This window comes from Amycolatopsis sp. NPDC114484, assembly GCF_055633755.1.
Map to the genome: position 1 here is coordinate 63,611 of NZ_JBVKDQ010000025.1, position 19,355 is coordinate 82,965.

At 70.3% G+C, this 19,355-nt stretch carries 10 protein-coding genes; 7 read left to right on the forward strand and 3 right to left on the reverse strand.

Annotated features, from left to right (window positions below):
* Positions 1-429 precede the first annotated feature (429 nt).
* The 3 genes from ACZ7SW_RS38720 to ACZ7SW_RS38730 are packed head-to-tail and all read left to right on the forward strand — an operon-like array spanning position 430 to position 4,273.
* On the forward strand, positions 430-1,413 hold the full coding sequence (locus tag ACZ7SW_RS38720; protein WP_470235333.1) for a polyprenyl synthetase family protein: 984 nt from the start codon (positions 430-432) through the stop codon (positions 1,411-1,413).
* A 32-nt stretch (positions 1,414-1,445) separates the two neighbouring features.
* Positions 1,446-3,047 carry a prenyltransferase/squalene oxidase repeat-containing protein gene (locus tag ACZ7SW_RS38725; protein WP_470235334.1) on the forward strand — a complete coding sequence of 534 codons (1,602 nt, stop codon included), beginning with the start codon at positions 1,446-1,448 and terminating at the stop codon, positions 3,045-3,047.
* Complete coding sequence (locus ACZ7SW_RS38730; RefSeq protein WP_470235335.1) at positions 3,044-4,273, forward strand: cytochrome P450; 1,230 nt, start codon at positions 3,044-3,046, stop codon at positions 4,271-4,273. Before ACZ7SW_RS38725 ends, ACZ7SW_RS38730 begins: the two co-directional genes overlap by 4 nt.
* 89 nt (positions 4,274-4,362) lie before the next feature.
* Here the strand turns inward: ACZ7SW_RS38730 and ACZ7SW_RS38735 are convergent, their stop codons facing one another.
* On the reverse strand, positions 4,363-4,524 hold the full coding sequence (locus ACZ7SW_RS38735; protein ID WP_470235336.1) for a hypothetical protein: 162 nt from the start codon (positions 4,522-4,524) through the stop codon (positions 4,363-4,365).
* A gap of 541 nt (positions 4,525-5,065) precedes the next feature.
* On the opposite strand from ACZ7SW_RS38735, the gene ACZ7SW_RS38740 reads away from it, so the two are divergent.
* On the forward strand, positions 5,066-5,458 hold the full coding sequence (locus ACZ7SW_RS38740; RefSeq protein WP_470235337.1) for a copper chaperone PCu(A)C domain-containing protein: 393 nt from the start codon (positions 5,066-5,068) through the stop codon (positions 5,456-5,458).
* A gap of 60 nt (positions 5,459-5,518) precedes the next feature.
* Here ACZ7SW_RS38740 and ACZ7SW_RS38745 read toward each other — a convergent pair whose 3' ends face one another.
* The gene (locus ACZ7SW_RS38745; protein WP_470235338.1) at positions 5,519-5,713 is read right to left on the reverse strand and encodes a hypothetical protein; all 195 of its coding nucleotides are present in this window, start codon (positions 5,711-5,713) and stop codon (positions 5,519-5,521) included.
* A gap of 104 nt (positions 5,714-5,817) precedes the next feature.
* Between ACZ7SW_RS38745 and ACZ7SW_RS38750 the strand changes: the two genes are divergently transcribed.
* On the forward strand, positions 5,818-6,729 hold the full coding sequence (locus ACZ7SW_RS38750) for an IS481 family transposase (RefSeq protein WP_470235339.1): 912 nt from the start codon (positions 5,818-5,820) through the stop codon (positions 6,727-6,729).
* Between the two features lie 456 nt (positions 6,730-7,185).
* On the forward strand, positions 7,186-7,371 hold the full coding sequence (locus ACZ7SW_RS38755) for a hypothetical protein (protein WP_470235340.1): 186 nt from the start codon (positions 7,186-7,188) through the stop codon (positions 7,369-7,371).
* Between the two features lie 341 nt (positions 7,372-7,712).
* Here ACZ7SW_RS38755 and ACZ7SW_RS38760 read toward each other — a convergent pair whose 3' ends face one another.
* Positions 7,713-8,546: a TIGR03621 family F420-dependent LLM class oxidoreductase gene (locus ACZ7SW_RS38760; protein WP_470235341.1), complete on the reverse strand. Its 834-nt coding sequence runs from the start codon at positions 8,544-8,546 to the stop codon at positions 7,713-7,715.
* Between the two features lie 474 nt (positions 8,547-9,020).
* Between ACZ7SW_RS38760 and ACZ7SW_RS38765 the strand changes: the two genes are divergently transcribed.
* Positions 9,021-19,355 (forward strand): hypothetical protein (locus ACZ7SW_RS38765; RefSeq protein ID WP_470235342.1); only part of this gene is annotated, 10,335 nt, incomplete at its 3' end.

Consider the following 19,355-nt stretch of genomic DNA (forward strand, 5'->3'; position numbering starts at 1 on the left):
TTCGAGCTTCTTTGTGTTCAACGGCGCCGCGCCGGGAGGTTGTCTCGCTGGGTGCGGTCGCCAGGGCGCACGGCTCGGTTCGGGGAAGGCCCCTTGCCGGGAATCTGAGTCCCTGGAGGGGGCCTTCACGGACATTCCCGCGGGTCCTGGCGCAACCCTGGCCGCGCGCGATGCCCGATCGTCCCCTTGCGTTGTGCGTTCTTCCCTCGCCGCCTGCGCGTGCTCGTCTCCCGGTCTGGCCGCATGGAATCGTGCGGGACAGGTTGTCGCGGGGTGCGGGAGACTTCGGCCGGAAATCAGGAGGACCCCATGTCGCAGGCCGGACAGCGGAGAGACGCCGGCGCAGTCGAAGAGGCCGGAGCGGGCGCGCGAAAACTCGCTGGAATTACCGGAAGCGAGCCGCCCGAGACTCTCTGCAGGGCACGCGCGATGACCGAGCCTTCGTTGCGAGCGTCGATCGCCGGGCTGCACCAGGATCTGACCTCGATCGCCGGATACCACATGGGGTGGCTCGATTCGTCCTGGGACGACAGCGGCCGAGGGGGAAAGGGAGTTTGCCTCGCGTTGCCCTTGCTCGCGGCCGAGGCAGTGGGCGCGGAAGCGGGCGCCGCGATTCCGGGCGCGGTCGCCGTCGAGCTCATCCATGCATTCACGCATTTGCACGATGACATCATGGATGGAGACCGGCGGCGACGCGGCCGGTCCAGCGTGTGGGAAGCATTCGGCGTCGGCCCGGCGATCCTGGGCGGCGACGCCCTTTTCACGGCCGGGTTGAGCGCGGTCGCGGACTCGCCTAATCCGCACGCCCCGGCGGCGGTGCGCGCGTTGCTCCGCATGTGCACCCGGCTGGGGTCGGGGCAAGCGGAGGACCTGCGCCGCGAGAAAGTCCCGTTCGGCGGTCCCGGCGACGCAGACGTCCCGGCTTATCTCGCGATGGCCGCGGACAAGACCGGCGCGGTGTACGCGGGCGCGCTTGAGGTCGGCGCGATACTCGCGGGCGCTCCCGCCCCGACAGTCGAGGTGCTTTCGGCCGCGGGCGACGCCCTTGGCCTGATGGCGCAGATCGTCGACGACCTCAACGGTCTTTGGGGCGACGCACGAGAGACCGGGAAGCCGGTCGGCGCCGACTTGCGGCGGCGGAAGAAGACGATGCCGATCGTGGCCGCGGTCGCCGCGGGCGGCGAGGCAGGCCGCCGGCTCGCCGAACTGTTGTCTCGCGAACCAGGCCCGGCCGACGACCTCGCGCGGCTGACTGGCCTGGTGGCGAGTGCGGGCGGGCTGGACGCCAGCGTGCGGGAGGCGGACCGGCAGTTCCGGCGGGCGCTGGATCTTTTCGATTCCCTGCCGGCTCCTGCGGGTTCTCGTTCCGGCCTGCGTGCGCTGGCGGAATACATCCGATACCGGAATTCGTGATTTCGAAACCGCGGAACAGGGATGGGGATGCCGTGCCGAACCCGGGCGAGCTCCAGTCGGCCGCGGCGGGACTGGTCGCCGAATCGTTCGCGGACCGGTGGGGCCTGGCCGGCCCGTCGGTCTACGACACCGCGCAGATCATGCGCTCCGGTGTGCGGCGGCCGGGCAGGACTCCCGCTTCGGTGATCAGCGATGCCGGGGACTTCATCCGACGGCGGCAGAACCCGGACGGCAGTTGGGGGCCTGGGCTGGCTTCGCCCGAATATCGGCTGGCGGACAGCATCGCGGCCGTTCTGGCGCTTCTGGAGGAGGCCCGGCCGGCCGCTCCCGACGCGGCCGCGATTCGCGGCCTCGACTGGTTGCAGGGCAACGCGTCCCTCCTTCGGCCGGCCGCGATTCCGGCGGGCATGATCGGATGGAGGTACCTCATCCCGGCATTGACGGACGACGTCGTCCGAGCCGCGGCGAATGCGGGGCTCCAGTCGGCAGCGGACCGTGTTCGCACGGGCTCGGCCGCGCTGGACCCGTGGCGCGCGGAGCTGGCGACGGCCCGCGCTGCCGCGGCGGGCGGGCATCCGCTGCCCGCGCACCTCGACCACGTATGGGAGATTTTCGAGGGCTGTGCGCCGTTGCCCGATGTCGATTCCGCGCATGTCGGCTGTTCTCCGGCAGCTACCGCAGCCGCATTGGCGGCAGCCGCGGATCCGCCCGATACCTGGCGGCGCTATGTGATTTCGGCGATGGACCGGCATCACGGCGCAGCACCGACCGTGATGCCGGTCGAGGTGTACGAACGGGCGTGGCTGCTGATGACGCTCTTGCGTGCCGAAGTGCCGTTCGGCTGCCTCGACCGGTGCGCTCTGGCCGAAACCGTGCACTCGTGGGTGACCGAGGACGGCGTTCCGCTGGGCTCCGGATGGGTGCCGGACGCCGACGACACCGCAGCGGCGCTGTGGGTGGCTCATCGGCTGGGCCGGTCGATCCCTCCGACGTCGCTGTTCACGTTCGAGACGGAGGACTCGTTCGGGGCGTTCGCGACCGGGATGTACACCGCGTCTGGGCAGCCGGACGGACAGCGTGACATGTCAGTGTCCGTCAATGCGCATGTGCTTGAGGCGCTCGCCGGCTATGCCGGCGCAGAACCGGGCGAGGCCAGCCGGATCGCAACTGGCGTCGGCAAGGCGCGAACGTTCCTGCTCGCCGCCCAACTGCCGGACGGCAGCTGGGGAATCGACAAGTGGCACTGTTCTCCGATCTACGCGGCCAGCAGCGCGCTGCTGGCATTGCAGACCGGTGCCGAGCAAGCTGCGGCGACCGCAGCAGCGGCCGGATTCGAGTGGCTGCTTGGCAATCAGCGTTCTGACGGATCTTGGGGACGGTGGTCCGGCACTCTGGAGGAAACCTCGCACGCAGTCCTCGCGCTGGCGTCTCGTGCCCGCGACGGCAGCCAGCACGCCCGGCACGCGGTGGCGCGCGGCGCGGCCTTCCTGCGGGCCGCCTGGTCGGCCGACGCCGAAGACCCGGTCAACACTCCGCTGTGGCATGGCAAGACGCTCCACCAGCACCGGGGCCACCGCGCATATCCGATCGCCGCGCTGTGGGCGGCCGAATCCCTGACCGCGAGCCAGGAATGAGGGCGGAGGACACCGGCAAGCCGCCGGCCTTTCCGTTCCCGGCAGAAGCCGACGGCAGCCCTTCCGCGCAGTACGGCCTGCTGCGCGCCACCGCTCCGGTCAGCCGGGTCAGCCTGCCGACCGGGCATCCCGCCTGGCTGGTGACCCGGCACGCGGACATCGTGACGGTGCTCACCGATCCTCGGTTCAGCCGCGACACGACCGCGTGGGGCGGCCCGCGATTCGGCCCGGGAGCGGCGACCTTCCGGGAAGGCGCGCGGCTCAACCAGATCGATCCGCCGGACCACACCCGGCTGCGGCGCGTCCTGCAGCCGATGCTGACCCGCAGCCAGACGGAGAAACGTTGGCGGGCGCGGATCATGCAGGTGGCTCTCGACGCGGCGGAGGACCTCGCGGCCGGCGGCTCGCCGGCCGACCTTGTCGACGGTTACGCGGTTCCGCTGGTCGTCGAGACCGCATGCGAAGTCCTCGGAGTCCCGTCGCCGGACCGGGCCACCTTCGACCGGTGGACGACGCTGGCAGCATCGCTGTCTCCCGATCTCCCCTCGGACATCGTCGACGAGGTCGACGGGTATGTGCTCCGCCATGCCGAGCGCAAACGCCGGGAACCGGGCGACGACGTGCTCACGGCACTGACCGCGGCGCGCGATCGGGGCGCACTGGACGACGCGGAGCTGGCGAATCTCGCCCGTTCTGTGCTGCTCGGCGGTACCGCGGCGATCAACATCATCACGCGAAGCGTCCTGTTGCTGAGCCGCCACCCGCACCAGTGGGAGCTGCTGCGTGCGACGCCCAGCCGGGTGCCGGACGCAGTCGAGGAGGTGCTGCGCTATTCGCCGGTGGACGGCGCCGGCTTGGCGAAGCTGGCCGTCGCCACCGAGGACCTGTCCTTGTCTGGGACGCTGATCTCGGCCGGCGACGTGGTGGTCTCCCCGCTGAGCGCGGGGAACCGAGATCCGGAAGCCTTCGCCGACCCGGCGCGATTCGACATCGGCCGGGAGCCGACTGCCCGGAACCTTGCGTTCGGCCGCGGACGGCACCTGTGCGCTGGCGCGCATCTCGCCCGCGCGGAGCTGGAATGCGCCTTGCGGGCGCTGCTGGTCCGCTTTCCTCGGATCCGGGTCCACGAGGACGACCTGCACTGGACGACCGGCGTGATGCCTACGAAATTGACCAGGCTCGTGGTCGCCTGGCCGGCAACGCCGCCGCACAGCGGGATTCGCTGAGCGGCGAAAGGAGATTCGATGCAACTGCCGGTCGCGGGCCGCACCGGAGCCGTCCGTCCGGACCAGGGTGTGCAGGGGTCCGCGAAGAGCTACGCGTCGGCTGCCCGGTCCCTCGACAGCGACAGCGCGGACCTCCTGCGCCAGCAGACAACGACCGCTGTCCTGATCGCGACGACAAGCGCGCATTCTTCGCGCCCGACCATGTCGAGCAGATCTCCGCACGGCAGTCGCAGCGGCGTCAGGCTGCTCACGGCTGGCACGGAAGACCGGGACAGGACCGGGTTTCGCGAAGATGACGAGGGCGAAGTTTCCCGCCTTCGACCGCGTCGGCCGCCATACCCTGCCGTACTGCCCCGGACAGGAGGAATTCGGTCACGAGCGCGTTTTTCGAGGGGACGCGGTGATGCGGGAACGCCATTCAGCCGGCTTCCCGTGGGAAAGGTGACGCGGGCTGGCCTCCCGCGGTCCGGAGGTCTCGCTCGCCGGCGCAACCGGGCAGCGGGCCAAGGCTCTTGGGCGGCGCGGAGTGCCAGCGCCGGGGAAAATCTTCTGATCAGATTCCTTCGGGCAAGATTTCTTCGCTCTTCTGTCCCGGACGCTGTTCGTCGAACGGAGCCGCGGTGCCGGCTGATAACTTCGACCAGGTTTGGCTTCTGGCCAGCTCTCGTCACATCGTCGCCGAATTCGCCGAAATGCTGTTTTGGCGTGCTCCGCGGCGCGTGAAGGGGAACCTTGAGGGTGCCTGCGCACCCACGTTTTTCGACAGCCACCGAAGTCTGGAGGGATCTGCGGATGGGTCTTTACCTCGTGCCGGGTCGCGGCTGCGTGGTCTGGCGCGGCCCGGGCGAGCCGGTCGTCGTTTCCTTGACGATCCGGAATGAGACCGGAACAGCCGCTCGCCTCGTCGAGGTCTGCAGCCCCGATTACGAGGAGGTCTGGCTGGGCGGGTACGCAGCTGCCCAGGACGGGGCCGAGCCCGGTCGGACGCGGGCGCGTCGCAGCGGGTTGGTGGTGCCGGCGAACAGCGAAGTCTCGCTGGGGCAGGGAAGCGTGCCGCTCATGGCGAGTTCGCCCAGCCCGAGGTTGAAACCGGAAGATCTCGTGCGGTTCGCGCTCAGATTCTCCCCGGAGGCCACGCTGGTCGCTCGTTTGCCGTTCGCTCGGACGAGCCCTGACGCCGGCTGACCGGTCCGGCACGCGGACGCGACCGTCGATCCTGCGCGGTGCGGCAGGTGCCCTGGAAGCTTAGCCTGCCCGCGACCAGTCCGAGGTGACCGGCGCTTCGCCGGCGAGGGACAAGAGTTCCGAGACCACAGCGTCCATGCTCGCCGGATCCCGCACGAGGCCGCTGTGGCTGGCGGTCACCTCGTGGTGGCGGGCGGCCGGATCGAGGCAGCCGCGCCAGTCGACGATCCGGTCGGCACGCGAACAGACCGCCAAGAAGGGCACATTGCCCGGAAACGGGCCGGCCACCGCGGTCCGGAGTCTAAAATTGCGGGACATGGTTGACACCCGGACTTGTTGATCACAGGGAGTCCGGGTGAGTGAACCTCAGTTGGACCGCGAGGCGCCTCGCGGTTCTGCGCCATGTCGAGGAAGTGTCCGGGAACGTCGCGTTGACCTGCCGGTACTACGGGATCAGCAGGCCGACGTACTACCGGTGGCTGCGCCGCTACGAGACCGAGGGCGTCGACGGGCTGCGGGAGCGGTCGAGGCGGTCGCGGACCAGTCCGAACGCGACCAGGGCCGAGGTAGTGGACAAGATCGTCCATCTGCGGCGCAACTACCACTTCGGGCCCGAGAAGATCGCGATGTACCTGCGGCGCTATCACGACGTCGCCGTCAGCCAGTCGACTGTGTGGCGGATCCTGTGCCGCCTGGACCTGGGCAGGCTGCCCGCGTCGCAGCGGTATCGCCGCCACGACCGCCGGTGGAAGCGGTACGAGAAGCAGCGCCCCGGGCACCAGGTGCAGATCGACGTGAAGTTCGTCGAACCGCTGCCCCCGGCCGGCAAAGCGGGGGTATCGCTGAAGCCGGTCGGGCGGCGCGGGAAGTTCTGCCAGTTCACCGCGATCGACGACTGCACGCGCCTGCGGATCCTGAAAATTTATCCGGCCCTCAACCAGAAAACCGCGATCCGGTTCCTCGACTACGTGCTGTCCCAACTGCCGTTCGCCGTCGAGAAGATCCAGACCGACAACGGCACCGAGTTCGGCGCCCAGTTCCACTGGCACGTCCTCGACAAAGGCACCGGGCACGTCTACATCAAGCCCCGCACGCCCCGCCTCAACGGCAAGGTCGAGCGCTCCCACCGCATCGACGACGTCAACGTCTTCAACGCCCGCCTCAAGGAATGGCAGGACTACTGCAACTACGACCGGCCCCACGGCGGACTCAACGGCCAGACACCCGATGAGAGACTCCGGCAGAAGACCCAAGCCGCACAGTCCGAGTGACACCGATCTTCCCCAGTCGCACAAGCGTATCCGCGGAGTCCATAGTGGAATTTCCGGCTGGGACGATTCACCGGCATGGCCGTGCACCTCCTCGTTCAGCCGCGGCAGCGCGATGCCGGTGCCCGGGCGACGCTCCCCAGCCGGCTGCCGGTCCGGATGCTCGGCCCGGGTCGCGTAACTGTAGTGCGCGGACTCCGGTGTCCGGGGCACGCGGCAGTGCTGCGCGGAGGACCGCTAGCCGGTGTTCCCGATCCCCCTTCGGACTCCACGTCCTTCTTCACGGCTGGGCCGGCACCTTGCTGAGCGCGGCCGTTCGCGTGGCCGAATCCGCACCGGCGCAGGCCGTTACGCCTGGTCAGAGCAGTAGGTGAAGGGATGAAGAGATCGTGAAGAACCACGGCAGAGGATGGACAGGTCAGCAAGAACAGACATCGCCGCACGACCTGGGAGGCAGCAATGGACGTCTTCTCCGACGACATCTTCCGCCGGATCATCGACGAGCAGGAAGCGCAGTTGGCCAAGGAAGCTTGCGAGCCGGCCGCCACCGTGACGTCGCTCAAGATCGGCCGGCTGGCCGGCCGCGGCGGGCGGAACGAGAACGAGTACCGCCTGCCGGCGAACCAGCAGCGACTGGCAGCCTGAGCGCGTCGTCGACGCCCGGCTGAAGACCAGCCGCATCCCGGTTGCTTCGGGATCGCTCGCCCGGCGGGCATGCTGCCCGCCGACGCGGGCCGTTGTTTCCGCCGGCTCGAAACGAATTCGGTGTGCCGGCAGTCGGCACGCAGTCGGCGAGGAATGCCTCGCCGGGCGGGAGATTGGCGCCAGTCGGCCGGCGAGCGACGGCACCGCAACGGTTCCGCCGTCCGCGGGCCGCAGTTCCATCGGGTCCCTGATCTGAGCGGACCAGCGACCCGATGGCGGCGGTGTACAGCGCGACCGCGGCGGCCTCGGCTCTGAGTTCGATTCAGTGCGGAACCGGGGTTTCAGGATTCGGCTTTGAGAATTTCCAGCAGCTTCCCGAGCGTCTCCCAGCGCACCCCCGGCGTCAGGTTGAACGTGAAGTACGTGATCCCGTACTCGTCCCGTACCTTCCGGATCCGATCCGCCGCCGCTTCGACCGGCCCCGGCAAATAGCAGGCGAGACGCCGCAGTTCCGCCTCGCTCCGCCCGGGCGCGACCAGCTCCAGAATCGACAGGTCGTCGGGGTCGTCGATGCCGACCTGGTGAAAACCCATCGACAACTCCAGTTCCGCCAGCCGGTCCCCGGCGATGCGGCGCAGCGCGGCTACCCGGCCCGCGAATCGGTCCTCGTCGCAGTTCCCTTGAAACGCGACGATATCCGCGTGTTCCGCGGCGGCGGCCAGCATCCGGTCGCCGTCCGCTGCGATCAGGATCGGCGGTGGCGTCTGCGCCGGTGCCGGCAGGCAGTCCGGCGAGCTGAGCAGCCGGCGCAGTTCCGCCGCGTGCCCGGCGACCGCACGCACCCGGTCGCGGGCGGCGGGGAACGGCAACCCGACCGCCTCGAACTCTTCCGGGACCCACCCGCCGCCGAGGCCGATTTCGAGCCGGCCGCCGGTCGCGGAGTCGATCGCCGCGAGTTCGCGTGCCAGCAGGGCCGGACGGTAGAATCCGGTGTTGAGCACCAAGTTCCCCACCCTGATCGACGGCGCGGCCGCGGCGAGCGCGAGCAGGGTGGACAGCGGAGCCGGCATGCCGAGATGGTCTGGCACCAGCACCGTGTCGAACCCCGCCTCCTCTGCCCGGCGGGCGTCGGCGGCGACCGATCCCGCGGTGAGCAGAACAATTCCGAAACGCATGCTGCGACTGGTCACGTGGTGCCTTTCACTTGGTCGAGCGACGCGGCGACGCCAGGGCCAGTGTCCGCCGACGATTGCCCGGTTCACAGGGACCTTGGGGCGATCTCGTTGTCCAAGAACCACTGCGGCCCCGCCTCGTTCGGCGAGCCTGCGGCGCGCCGCCAAGGTCTTTCGGGCAGAAGCAGTGGACATACCATTTCGATCGGGGTCGAGCGGTTCGTTCGGGAATCACGATCGCGATAAGGTCAGGGGGCGGATCCGGTCGTGGCTTTCGGACCTTGTGCGGGCCGTCTCAGGTGGTGGAGATCCCTCAGCCGTGCCGCACGGCCCGGCAACTGCGCCGAGCGATCCTGGTATGGAGAATTGTGGCTGCACACGGGATTGGAGCGCGTCGTCTGACCGCCGGCGATGTTCTTGCCAGCTGGTGTTGCGTGGGGCAGCGATGGCTTGCCGGCGGGGGCTGACGAGAGCGAAATGGTACCAGGAGACGGGAAGAAAGCGGAGTCTGGTGACGCGGAAGCGCGATACGACGACGCCTACGTGCACTTCCTTCTGCGGGACGTCGTGGACGATGCGGCGCTCGTGGCCCTCGCCGGCCGGATCGACCGGCCCGGCCTGGCCGGAGAGCTCGCGCGGTCGGCGGCCCGGGTCTACGAGGCGGCCCGGGTCTACGAGGCAGCGCGCCTGCTCCGCGGCAACGCCCAGGAGGCTCTGCGGCGGTATGTCTGGGACGTCGCGATCCTGCTGAATATTCAGCAGAACGACCCGAAACCATTCGAGCACGGGCTCATGGGGCAGGACCCGGAGCCGGCCGGGGACGAACCTCGGTGGCTGGTCGCGAGGCACTTCAACGGCATCCGTCTCGCACAGCTCGAAGGAACGGCGCGCTTGCCCGGGCTCAGGCCCCGGTTGGAAACGATCGTCAGGGTGGCCGAGGCGGTAGTCGGCCCGCATGCCGCCGAGCTGTTCGCCCGGGAGCTCGCCTCGGTGACGGCGGCCGGCCGGTGGAGCGTCGCCGAGGTGCGCGCAGCGGGACAGCCGGCTGGAGTGGCGGAAGGTCGCCGGTTTCGGGCCGGGACGACCGCGCAGCGGCCGGCGCGTTATGACGAAACGCTGGTGGGCTTGCTCGCGAACCTGGTGGCACCGGTGTACGGACGTGCCCTGGAGTCGGCCGGGTTGTCGATTCAGGAGGCGGTGCGCGCCGGATTGGGCGACGCTCCGTGGGACGCGGACGCAGCTCGCGCTCTGTATCGTGTCGAACAGTTGCTGGCGGACTTGGAGATGCGCACGGAGGAGGTGCTGCCGCCGGTCCCGGAGGTGACTTTTTCTGCCGGCGGGACGGCGCTGAGCGAAATTTCGCGTGCCCGGCTGCGCAACGCCGGCGCCGCGTTATTCGACTACTTGTACCTGCGGTCTCTCCGTGCCGGCCGGGCGGTGGCGCCGCTGGACGTGTCCGTAGAGGTCCGGGGCCGTCCGGGCGCCAGGCCGCAGGAGAACGCAGAACGGTCCGCAGAGCTGGAGCGTGCCCTCCTGGCCGGCTTCGTGGAACGCATCGATCAATGGACGCGGAGCGGGATCAATTTCCGGAGCCTCCCGGATTTGACCGCGATTCGATTCCACGAGTCTGTGGGGAAGCCGAAGGGCGCGCCGCATGCGCACGTTACGGTCGGCATGGCGCGGCCGGGCGGGGCGACAGCGAAAAAGGAGAGCCGAGAGCGATCCGGCGGCAGGATGGCCGAGGTTGCGGCACGACTGCGGATCGGACGGATCGGCGCCCGGCGCTCGGAAGACCGTGCCGGCGGCACGACGGAGATCCGGGAGCTGGGCGAGCTGCTGGCCGCGGGCCCGCGAGGGGCGCGAGGGGCGCGGGAGGCGATCGATTTTCATTTCTCCCTGTCCGGGGTGGTCGACACCGGGCATCCGCCCCGGACGGTGCTGGTGCGGGAAAGCGGGATGCGGGCGCTGCTGGACCTTCTCGATCGTGTTGCCGACGCCGGCCCGGGCACGTCGATGCTGCTGGTCGATTCCGCTGCGGAGGCGGGCGATACGGTGTGGAACGTCGTCCGGGGAACGTTGGACGGAGTAGCGGAGCCGCGCACTTTTCTGGTGAACGCCGCGGACGGGGTGGCGTTCCGGGCCGAACGCCACAGCAGGGAGAATCGAACCGTGACCGGCTCGTGGTTTCGGACCGTGACCGGAACGAACGTCGGCGGGCCGGCCGTCGCGTTCCGGGCGTACGAGGACTTGGTCGGCGAACTCCGCTGGGCCCCGGAGCGCGCGGAGGACGCCTATGCCGACGCAGGCCGGGCCCGGCCGCCTCAGCTCCGTCAGTCGCGCCTGCACGAGTTGAACCCGAGGGAGCGACAGCTGGGCGCCGATCGGGCGGCCGGCACCGGGGCGGCTGCGCGGCTACCGGTCGTCCAGCCGCGGCCGCAGCCGGGGAGCCGCGACGGTGACAGCGGTACGGAAGGCATGCCGATGCCGCCCCGGATCGGCGAGCCGGACCCGTTGCCGCCCTACCGGCCGCGCACCAGCGGAGCGGCGCGGGCCGAAGATCCCGCCTGGTTCCCGGCGGTGCCCGCCGAGGTCGGCTGGGCGCCGAGGCCTAGTCCGGAGTTCGCCCGGCACCTGCGCGAGACCGACGGGGGAACGGGGGCGCTGGCGAGCTATGCCGGCCATGTATTCCCCGCCGCGGACGGCGACGTCCCGCCGATCGTCTCCAGCACGCCGGAATTCGCCGGGCGCGGAAGAGACTCGGCGGCGCTGGCATTCAACTCGCTGGGCGGGCTGGAAAACGACGGCGGCGCGCTCCTGCTCTTCATTTACCCGAAAGAGGAGGAGCTGTCGCTCGGCCGCGCATTCTTGCTGTACAACCGGGGCGGGTTCTGGGACATCGTCGCCCATGACGGGAGCGTCGCCCCGTTCTATCTCGACACCTTCGGCCCACACGGCTGGTTCAACAACGTCGGAGACGTCTACGCGGTGGCAGTCGGCCAGGACGGCAGGGTCCGCCGGTCCCCGTGGACGGAAGCGCGGCTGAACGGCGTCGCGGACACCATCGGCGGACCGCTCGATCGCGGGATCGCGCCGGAGGAGAGCCAGATCCTCACGGCTGCGGCGGACGAGACGCCGCAGCCGATCCGGGACGTGCACGATCCGGCAATCGCGAGCCTGGTACGGCACGTGCTCGTGCATAGTCCTGAATACGCGGAGGAACTCGCACGGACGATTTTCGCCGACTTGACGGCGGAACGAAGGGCGGCGACCGCGAATGCGGTTGCGGATCTGGGCCGGAGCCTTGCCCGGCGCGGCGCGGCGGGCGTCGACGCGGCAGTCCGATTCCACGAATCGGTGCTCCGGCTCCACGGCGCCGAGTCCGGTGTGCCGGAGCTACGCCGCAGCGGCGCCGGAATCGAGGCGCTGGAGGTGGTGGTCCGGGATCGGGAGGAAGCCGGACTGGGGGCCTCCGCTTGGCTGGTCGACTACCGGGAGCCGGCGCCGGCTCCCGGCCAGCAGCAGCCGGTGCCGCCACGGATCACGGTCTGGAATGCGGTCGTGCTGGCAGACGGCGACGGAGCGCCGCGGGTCTTCCTGGTGAACGCCGCGCAGGGGACAGCGTTGCGGGTCGGCCCGGTCGACGTCGGGAACAGGTCCGCGGTCCTGACCCGGCTGCCGGTCCGGGACGGGCAGATCGTGATGGATCCGCCGGACGGCGGGCAGGTGCTGAACGCGAACTGGCGCACAGACACCGGTGTCCTCGGCTGGTACGCGAATGCCCCCGGGGACCAAGCCGCAGAGGAAAACCGGGGCGGTCTGCCGTTGTTGCGGTGGGCGGACTTCTACCGGCTGGATGTGCAGCTCGCGGCGGATGCACAGCCAGCGGGGAACGCGGCGGTCCGGGCGCCGGGCGCAGACGGCGGTCCGCGGCTGCGGCATGTCCCGCGGGTGGCGCATCTCGGCGCACACGGATCGCCTGACTTGGCCTGGGACGCCTTGGCGGACGAGGCCGCGAATCTTCGCTCCGCAATTCGAGGGGCGGTCAGGAATCCGGTCGGGAATCCGGTCGGGAATCCCGACCGGACGGCCCGGCCGCGGACCGGCGGCGGACGCGCGATGCCGGACCCGCGACGGTCCGGTGGGGGCACCGGCACCGGCACCGGCACCGGCACCGACCGGAGCGGGCCCATCCTCGCGGACCTGGTCGAGGAACGGTCAGGACGGTCCGACCCGGCTCCCGCCGAAGTGCCCGGGCTGACCGACGACGAGGCCGGGTCGCGCCGCAGTGATTCTCCGGACTCGTTCCAGCTCCTTCGCCTCGGCGAGCGGAACGGCGACGCTGCGCCGCCGCTTGCCCGGCGAGACACCGACCGGTCGGCAAGCAGTGCCGCGACCGGAGAGCCGGCCGAGGACGGCCGCCAACGCGATGCCCGGCAACCCCCGGCGCTGGCTGGCCGTCGGCCGAGCGCGGGCGGCCAACGGCGTGGATCCGATGCGGAGACGGCGGTCGAGCAGAACCCGCGATTCGCTCACCACCTGAGAAACACCGAGGACGCGCGTACGGTACCGGATGGGGCTGCCAGCGCTCCGGTTCCCGCCGGGATGGCCGGCAACCCGCCCGAGCTCGTCGGAAGCACCGCGGCCGACCTACAAGCGTTTCTCACACGGATCGGCGCCGTCGAGGGTCCGGGCGCCGCGGTGCTGCTCTTCGCTTATCCCCACGCCTCGCAACAGCAGCGCCGGCGAGCGACCGGCCGGCGGGTCGTGGTGTTCAATGCGGGCGAGGCGGGGTGGCAGATGCCGGGCGACCATGGCGACCTCGTGCCGTTTTCGGACGAGATGTTCGGTGCCGCCGGTCTGGGCGGCGGTGTTCACGCGGTCGTGGCGAGTCCGGACGACGCGGTGCCGTGGACGTCGGCGCGGTTGCAGCGCACCAGGGCCGAGATAGGCCACGCTGCGGGCTATCGCATCCCTGGGAGCCGGTTGATGGCCGTCAGGCTGCTGACGCAGGAGACACGGGGACGGTACCCATCGGTGCAGCAGGACTACGGCCTGGACATCCGGGAGGTCGTCGCCTTCGCCGCGGGAGGCCTGGCGGCCTACGCGGAGCGGCTCACCCGGGCCATCGTTGCCGGCTTGGCGGCCGAGGCGCCGACCCGGGACGGGCGGCTTCTGGGCGGGGCCGCGCCGGAGGGCGTCGCGGGCGAGCAGCGCTGGACCGAGGAATCGGTTCTCGCCGAGGCGGCACGGGTCCGGGAAATGCTGCGGCATCGCGACGACGCGGCCCAACTGCGGACCAACGCGGCCGCGATCGCGGCCGCTGTCCACCATATGGCAGGGCTGGCCGAGCGGGGCCTGGACGAGGCGGTCATCTTGGTGATCGCGGGTCAGCTGGCGGGGAACGATCCCGCGCGGACGGTCGCGGCCGTCGCTCTCGCCACCAAGCTCGCCGCGCATCTGGACTCCGGCTGGGAGCCCGGGCTGACGATCCGCCGGCTCCATGACGATGCCCGGAAAGCCAAGTACGGCAACCTGATCAGCGCGGATGTTCTCGCCGAAGCCGCGGAGGCGGTCAAGACCGACCATGACCCGGAGAAACTCGGCAGCGAAGACGACGCCGCGGACGTGACGCTCGTAGCGGCCTACCTGCTGGCAGGGACTGACGACACGGTGACGGCCCGGCAACTGTCGGACCTGGTCGGCGCCAGGTTGAACACACTGCGGCCGCCAGCCGGACAGAATGCGGCAGGGGAGCGGGCCGATGCCCGGCGGGAGCGGCTCGGCGTGCCCGCCTCGGCGGGAGGAGAGCCGGTCGGGACTGCCCGGCACGCGGCAGACATCGGCCGGGAAGCCTATCCGACGCCGATGGACGCTGGCACTGCCCGCAAGATCGCGCAACAGGCACAGAGCTGGCATCGGCGACGAAACTCTTCTCTGCAGTGGACGCTTGAGGTCTACCGGCAGCAGCACGGCGCCAGCGGCGACCTTGATGCGTTGCGGCAGAGGTGGGAGCGGCTTAACGGGGCATTGAAACATCTGATGGGGGATGCCAGCCCGATTTCGGTCCAGTCCGCGATCGACGAGTACCGAGAAGTTCTTGCCGCCGCACGCGAGGTCGGCATTGATCTGCCGCCTGCGGGCGATGTTTTCGGGGTCTCCGACGCGACCAGGCCGATTTCAGACAATTCGCTTGCTGGGTCGCAGGGGGCCGCCAGAGCCGCGGAGGGAATCGGGAGCACTGCCGGAGCGGGCTCGCCGGGAGGCGAGGCGCATCCAGAACCGAGGTCGGCGGGGCCGGCGTTCTCGCCGCCGCTGCGGCAATCGGTACTGACCGGAGACGGTTCCGCGCGGCGCGGACTCGGCGCGCCGGTGGCGTGGCGGACGGCTGAGTGGGTTTCGCGGGTCGGGCGGACGAGGGGAAGCGCGGCCGCGTTGCAGGACAGCGCCCGGTTTCATGGGGCGAGCCTGGCCGGGAACGAGCCGGCGCCCGCTGAGCTGTACCCGTTACGGACCGGGGTGGGTCTGGCGGCGGTCGCGGAGGAAGTTTTCCGGGACGGCGACGGTGCGGACGCGGTGGTGTTCCCGGTCGGGCAGGACGCGGTGTACCGGATGTTTCGCGAAGAGGGCCGGTTGTGGTTCCGCCGCTACGGGGGCGAGCCGGCGACCTGGCGGGTAGCCGTTCGCGGCGGCGAGGTCGTCGTGGCATCGAACGATGCCGGCGAGGCCGGCCCGTTGCCGAGTTTCGGCGAGGTGGGGGCAGTCGGGGCCGGCCCGGGCATGCCCAGGCCCGTCTGGGCGGAGCCGGGGCGGCTGCCGGACGGCGAGTTGACCCGGGCGTGGCTGGCCAAGCAGGCGGCGCGAGTCCATCCCGACGACCCGCGCGTAGCGGCGGCGAGGACAATCGTCGACGAGGTGCATGATCGTTACGCGTTGTGGCACTTCCGCATGTACGACCTGATGCTCCGTGCGGTCGCCGGTCAGATGGACCCGGTTGGCGGGGCAGATGGTGCCGAGGTGTTCGCACGGCGCCTGGCGGCCGCGTTCGGGACGGAAAAATCCCGGGGACCCGTGAAGGCGGAGGCGTGGGCCGGATGGGGCGAGGCCGGGAAGCGGGTGCTGGCTCGGGCGATGGGGCTGGCGGTCGTCTTCCCGGAGGGCAGCGTGGCGCACGAGGCCGCGCTGGGGCAGGTTCTGGACGCGGAGCTCGCCGCGCGGCGTTCGGGTCTGCGGACGGTCGGGATCTGGGGTCCGCCGGGCATCGGGGCCGCGGTGGTGCAGCTCGTGGCCGCGGAGGCCGCGGCGGGCGGCGATCCGGCGGGGGTGGCGGAACGTTACGTGGCGAGGTTCCTCGATCCGCGGCCGCCGGTCGGGCTGGGCGGTGCGCGGGGGTCCGCGGGCGAGGCGGTTGCCGGAGCACCGGGCGCGCAGGCCGTTCACGACCGGCTGGTGCGGTTGGGGCGGCGGGTTTTCGGCAGCAGGGACGAGACCCGGGACGAGAACGAGGTAGTGGCGAGCCTGGCGGAGCTGGTAGGCGGGGCGGGGACGAGCGCTGTGTCGCTGGAACTCATGGCGCGCCTTGCCGCGATGGCGTACGGCGAGGGCGGCCGGGGCGAGGCGGCGGATGCGATGCTGACGGCGACGCGGATGCGGTGGACGGGCAGGTGGCTGTCACGGAACGCAGCGGAGGTCCAGGCAGAGGGGCTTCTCCTGGACGGCAAGTTCGCCGCGACTGCCGCGCGGATCAAGACTGACCTGGACGAGCGCGACGTCGTCAAGCGGGCCCGGGAGTGGCGTGCGGCCCGGGCCCGGGAGTGGCGTGCGGCCGGCGACGGAGCTCTGCTCGGCGTCGACCCGGGGAGTCCTGAGGGGCAGGCGTTCCTGCGGCTGTGGGAGCAATGGGACGAGGCGCTGGATGCGGTGCATCAGCACCGCCACGGGCCAGAACCGGGAGCGGCCTGCGCTGAGCCGGATGCGGTGTTGACGGCGGAGGCGGAGCGGGGCGAGATTGCGCTGGTCCAGGGTCTGTACGAGCAGGTCCGGAAAGCGTATCAGCGGGCGGCCGGCCAGGAGCTGCCGTCGGTCGCGGACGTGTTCGGCGCCGACGTCTGGGCAGACGAGTTGGAGCCGAGCATGGCGGAGGGAGTTCCCCCGGGCGCTGTCCCGCTGACGGTGCTGCCGGGGCACCCGTTCCTCGTCCGGACTGTGAACCGGCGGGGCGGCGTCTTCGACCTGAGGGTAGTCCCCCGCGCGATGAGCAAGGGCGACGACAACCGGCGCATCCGCCATTACCTCCCTGCCGCCGCGGGCCGCGCAGTGTGGGTCCAAGTGGCCAGGGGAGAAGACGGCGAAGAAGGCCAGGTGATCCTCGTACATCATCCCCGATCCGAGCAACGCCGAAGCTGGACGATGCGAATTGGTCTTGCACCGCACGTCATCGCTCCGAATGTTCTCTCGAGGCTCGGCCAGGCACACCGTGAGCTGCTGGCGCTGGAGTTGGCGGCGACCGGTCTCGCCGGACCGATCCTCCCTGGCCAGCGAGAGTCGGTCACCTATGCTGGCACGTTGGCCGATAGCGGGCGGCTTGACGTCGGCCAGGTCTCCGTCGCCGGTGTGGCGCTTCGCCTGGAGTACGCGGACGGCGGTTTGACGATGCACAGTCCGGTGCTGGTGACGATGCGGATGCCGGCGGACGGCGGGGGCAGCGCAGCGGAGACGGCGCGGGTCCAAGGAGTGGACCTGCAGCGACGACAGCTGGGAGCGGTGCGCGAGGTACGGATCGGGAAAGACGGCTGGGCCCCGAAGGCGAAGGAAGAAGCAGCGGCGAAAGTCGGCCAGGTGCTGGGCGGTCCCGGGGCGGCTGACGGGTTCGTCACGGCGCACAGCCAGTTCCTGGGGTTGCCGGACTCGAAGGAGGTACTGCTGCGCTGGCTGGCGTGGTACCAGGGCGACGACCGGAAGAAGGAAATCGGCCGCCTGCGGCAGATGATCAGCCGTCACCGGATTCCGGCCGCGGACGAGCTGCGCGCGGCACTGGCCGGACTGCACGCATTAGTGGCCGGGCCAGTCGGGGAGCATCCAGGGTGGAGCGAGGTGCTCGAGTTCGAGAATGCGCACGAGAGGGTTGCGGAAGCGGTCGTAGAGGCAGCCAGCGTGCTGCGGCTGGGGATCGTGTGGACAGACCCGAGAGCGGCGCTCGACGGCAACGCGGACCCCAGCGGCCGGGGCGGGGCTTCTCCTGCGTGGCGGCGGCTGCGGACCCCGGATGTCCGCCCGCAGGCCAGGCCGAAATGGGAACGGATCGACTGGCGGGACACCAGCGGCGGAAGACTCTCGTATGGCGAGGACCGTCCCGAGGGTACCGGTGAAATCGCTGCTCTCCGGCGGGAGCTTCCCGTCGAGCTGCGAGTGGCCAACTTCAGGGGCGGGACGACCGTGTCGCTGCAGGTATTGGAGCCGGGGCGCAAAGCCGCATCCAAACAGGTCAGCTTCCTGCCGCCGGACGCGGCCGGTGTCTGGATGCGGATCCAGTACGTGGACGACCCGCGGGGACAGGGTGCGAAGAAGCTGACGGCGACGAGCGTCGCGGGAGCTGACGGAGCGCTCTGGACGGTGACCAAAAGCTTGCCGGACCGCGGGCTGCTCGGCAACGACTTCGACGGCAAGCACCGGTTCGCTTCCGCGGCGCTGCGACTGCTGGCGGACGCACAGGAGTCCCTCGGGGCCGCGGAATCCCCGGTTCCGTTTGGACAGGTCGCGTTTGCTGCCGCGATGTTCAGCAACCAGCCAGGCTACGAGGTGGATTTGAAGATTCCGCGCAGCGGTCTGAGAACGCCTGTCCGGACTGATTCCGCGCTGGACGGGTTGTTTGTCCAGGGGCCTCATCGGGAAAAGTCGATCCCGGTGCTGCTGGTGGCGAAGCTCGGCGAGTACAAGGGGGAGGAACGCGGAGGGCGGCTCCGGGCCTATGCGAGAGTCGGCACAGGCGTCGGCGCCGCATGGAAAGAGCTGACGTTCACTGAGCGCGGCAGCAGCGATTCGGCGTCGGGGTACCAAGGAATCTGGCGGTCGTGGCCGCGGCTCAGCTACCTGATCGAGCAGAACAAGGCGCTGATCGTGGACAACACCGAGAGCCGGGAGTTCGCGGACCAGGTGATGCGCAGGTTGTTGTGGGTCGACCAGTGGTCTGTGCCGGAAGCCGGCTCGGAGAAGACTCGCATGGCCGCCGAGCGGGCAATGCGGAGTTACTGGCAGGGCGACGCCGAGGTCCGGGCATGGCTGAAAGACGCGATCAACGACGGCGGCGCGGGAATCAAGGCGGTTCGGGCAGCGGCGGACAACTGGGAGCGGACAGGGAAAGTGCTCGCGCGGTTGGCGGCCGGTCAGCAGGGCGCTACTGAGCTGAGCGTCACCGAAATGGAGGCGGAATTCCGGGCGGCTGCGGCACTCGCCAAGCTGCCTCTGGAGGCGGTTCCGGAGGTGGCTGTCGAACTGCGCGATCCGGACACGCCCATCGAGCAGGGGCCCGAGGATTCCGAATGGGTGCCCCCTGATTTGGGCGTGCTGGAGGACCCGGGTCAGCTGGGGCAGTTGGCCTCGGCAGCACCGGTGTCTCCGGATTGGTATAAGGGTTTTTGGGGCGCGAGCCTGTCGGCGGATGCGGCTTTCGGGAGCGGCGATGACGCATTGTGGCCGCAGTCGTCTATGGCCGCCTCGGACGGCGTGCTGGAGGACCCGGGTCAGCTGGGGCAGTTGGCCTCGGCAGCACCGGTGTCTCCGGATTGGTATAAGGGTTTTTGGGGCGCGAGCCTGTCG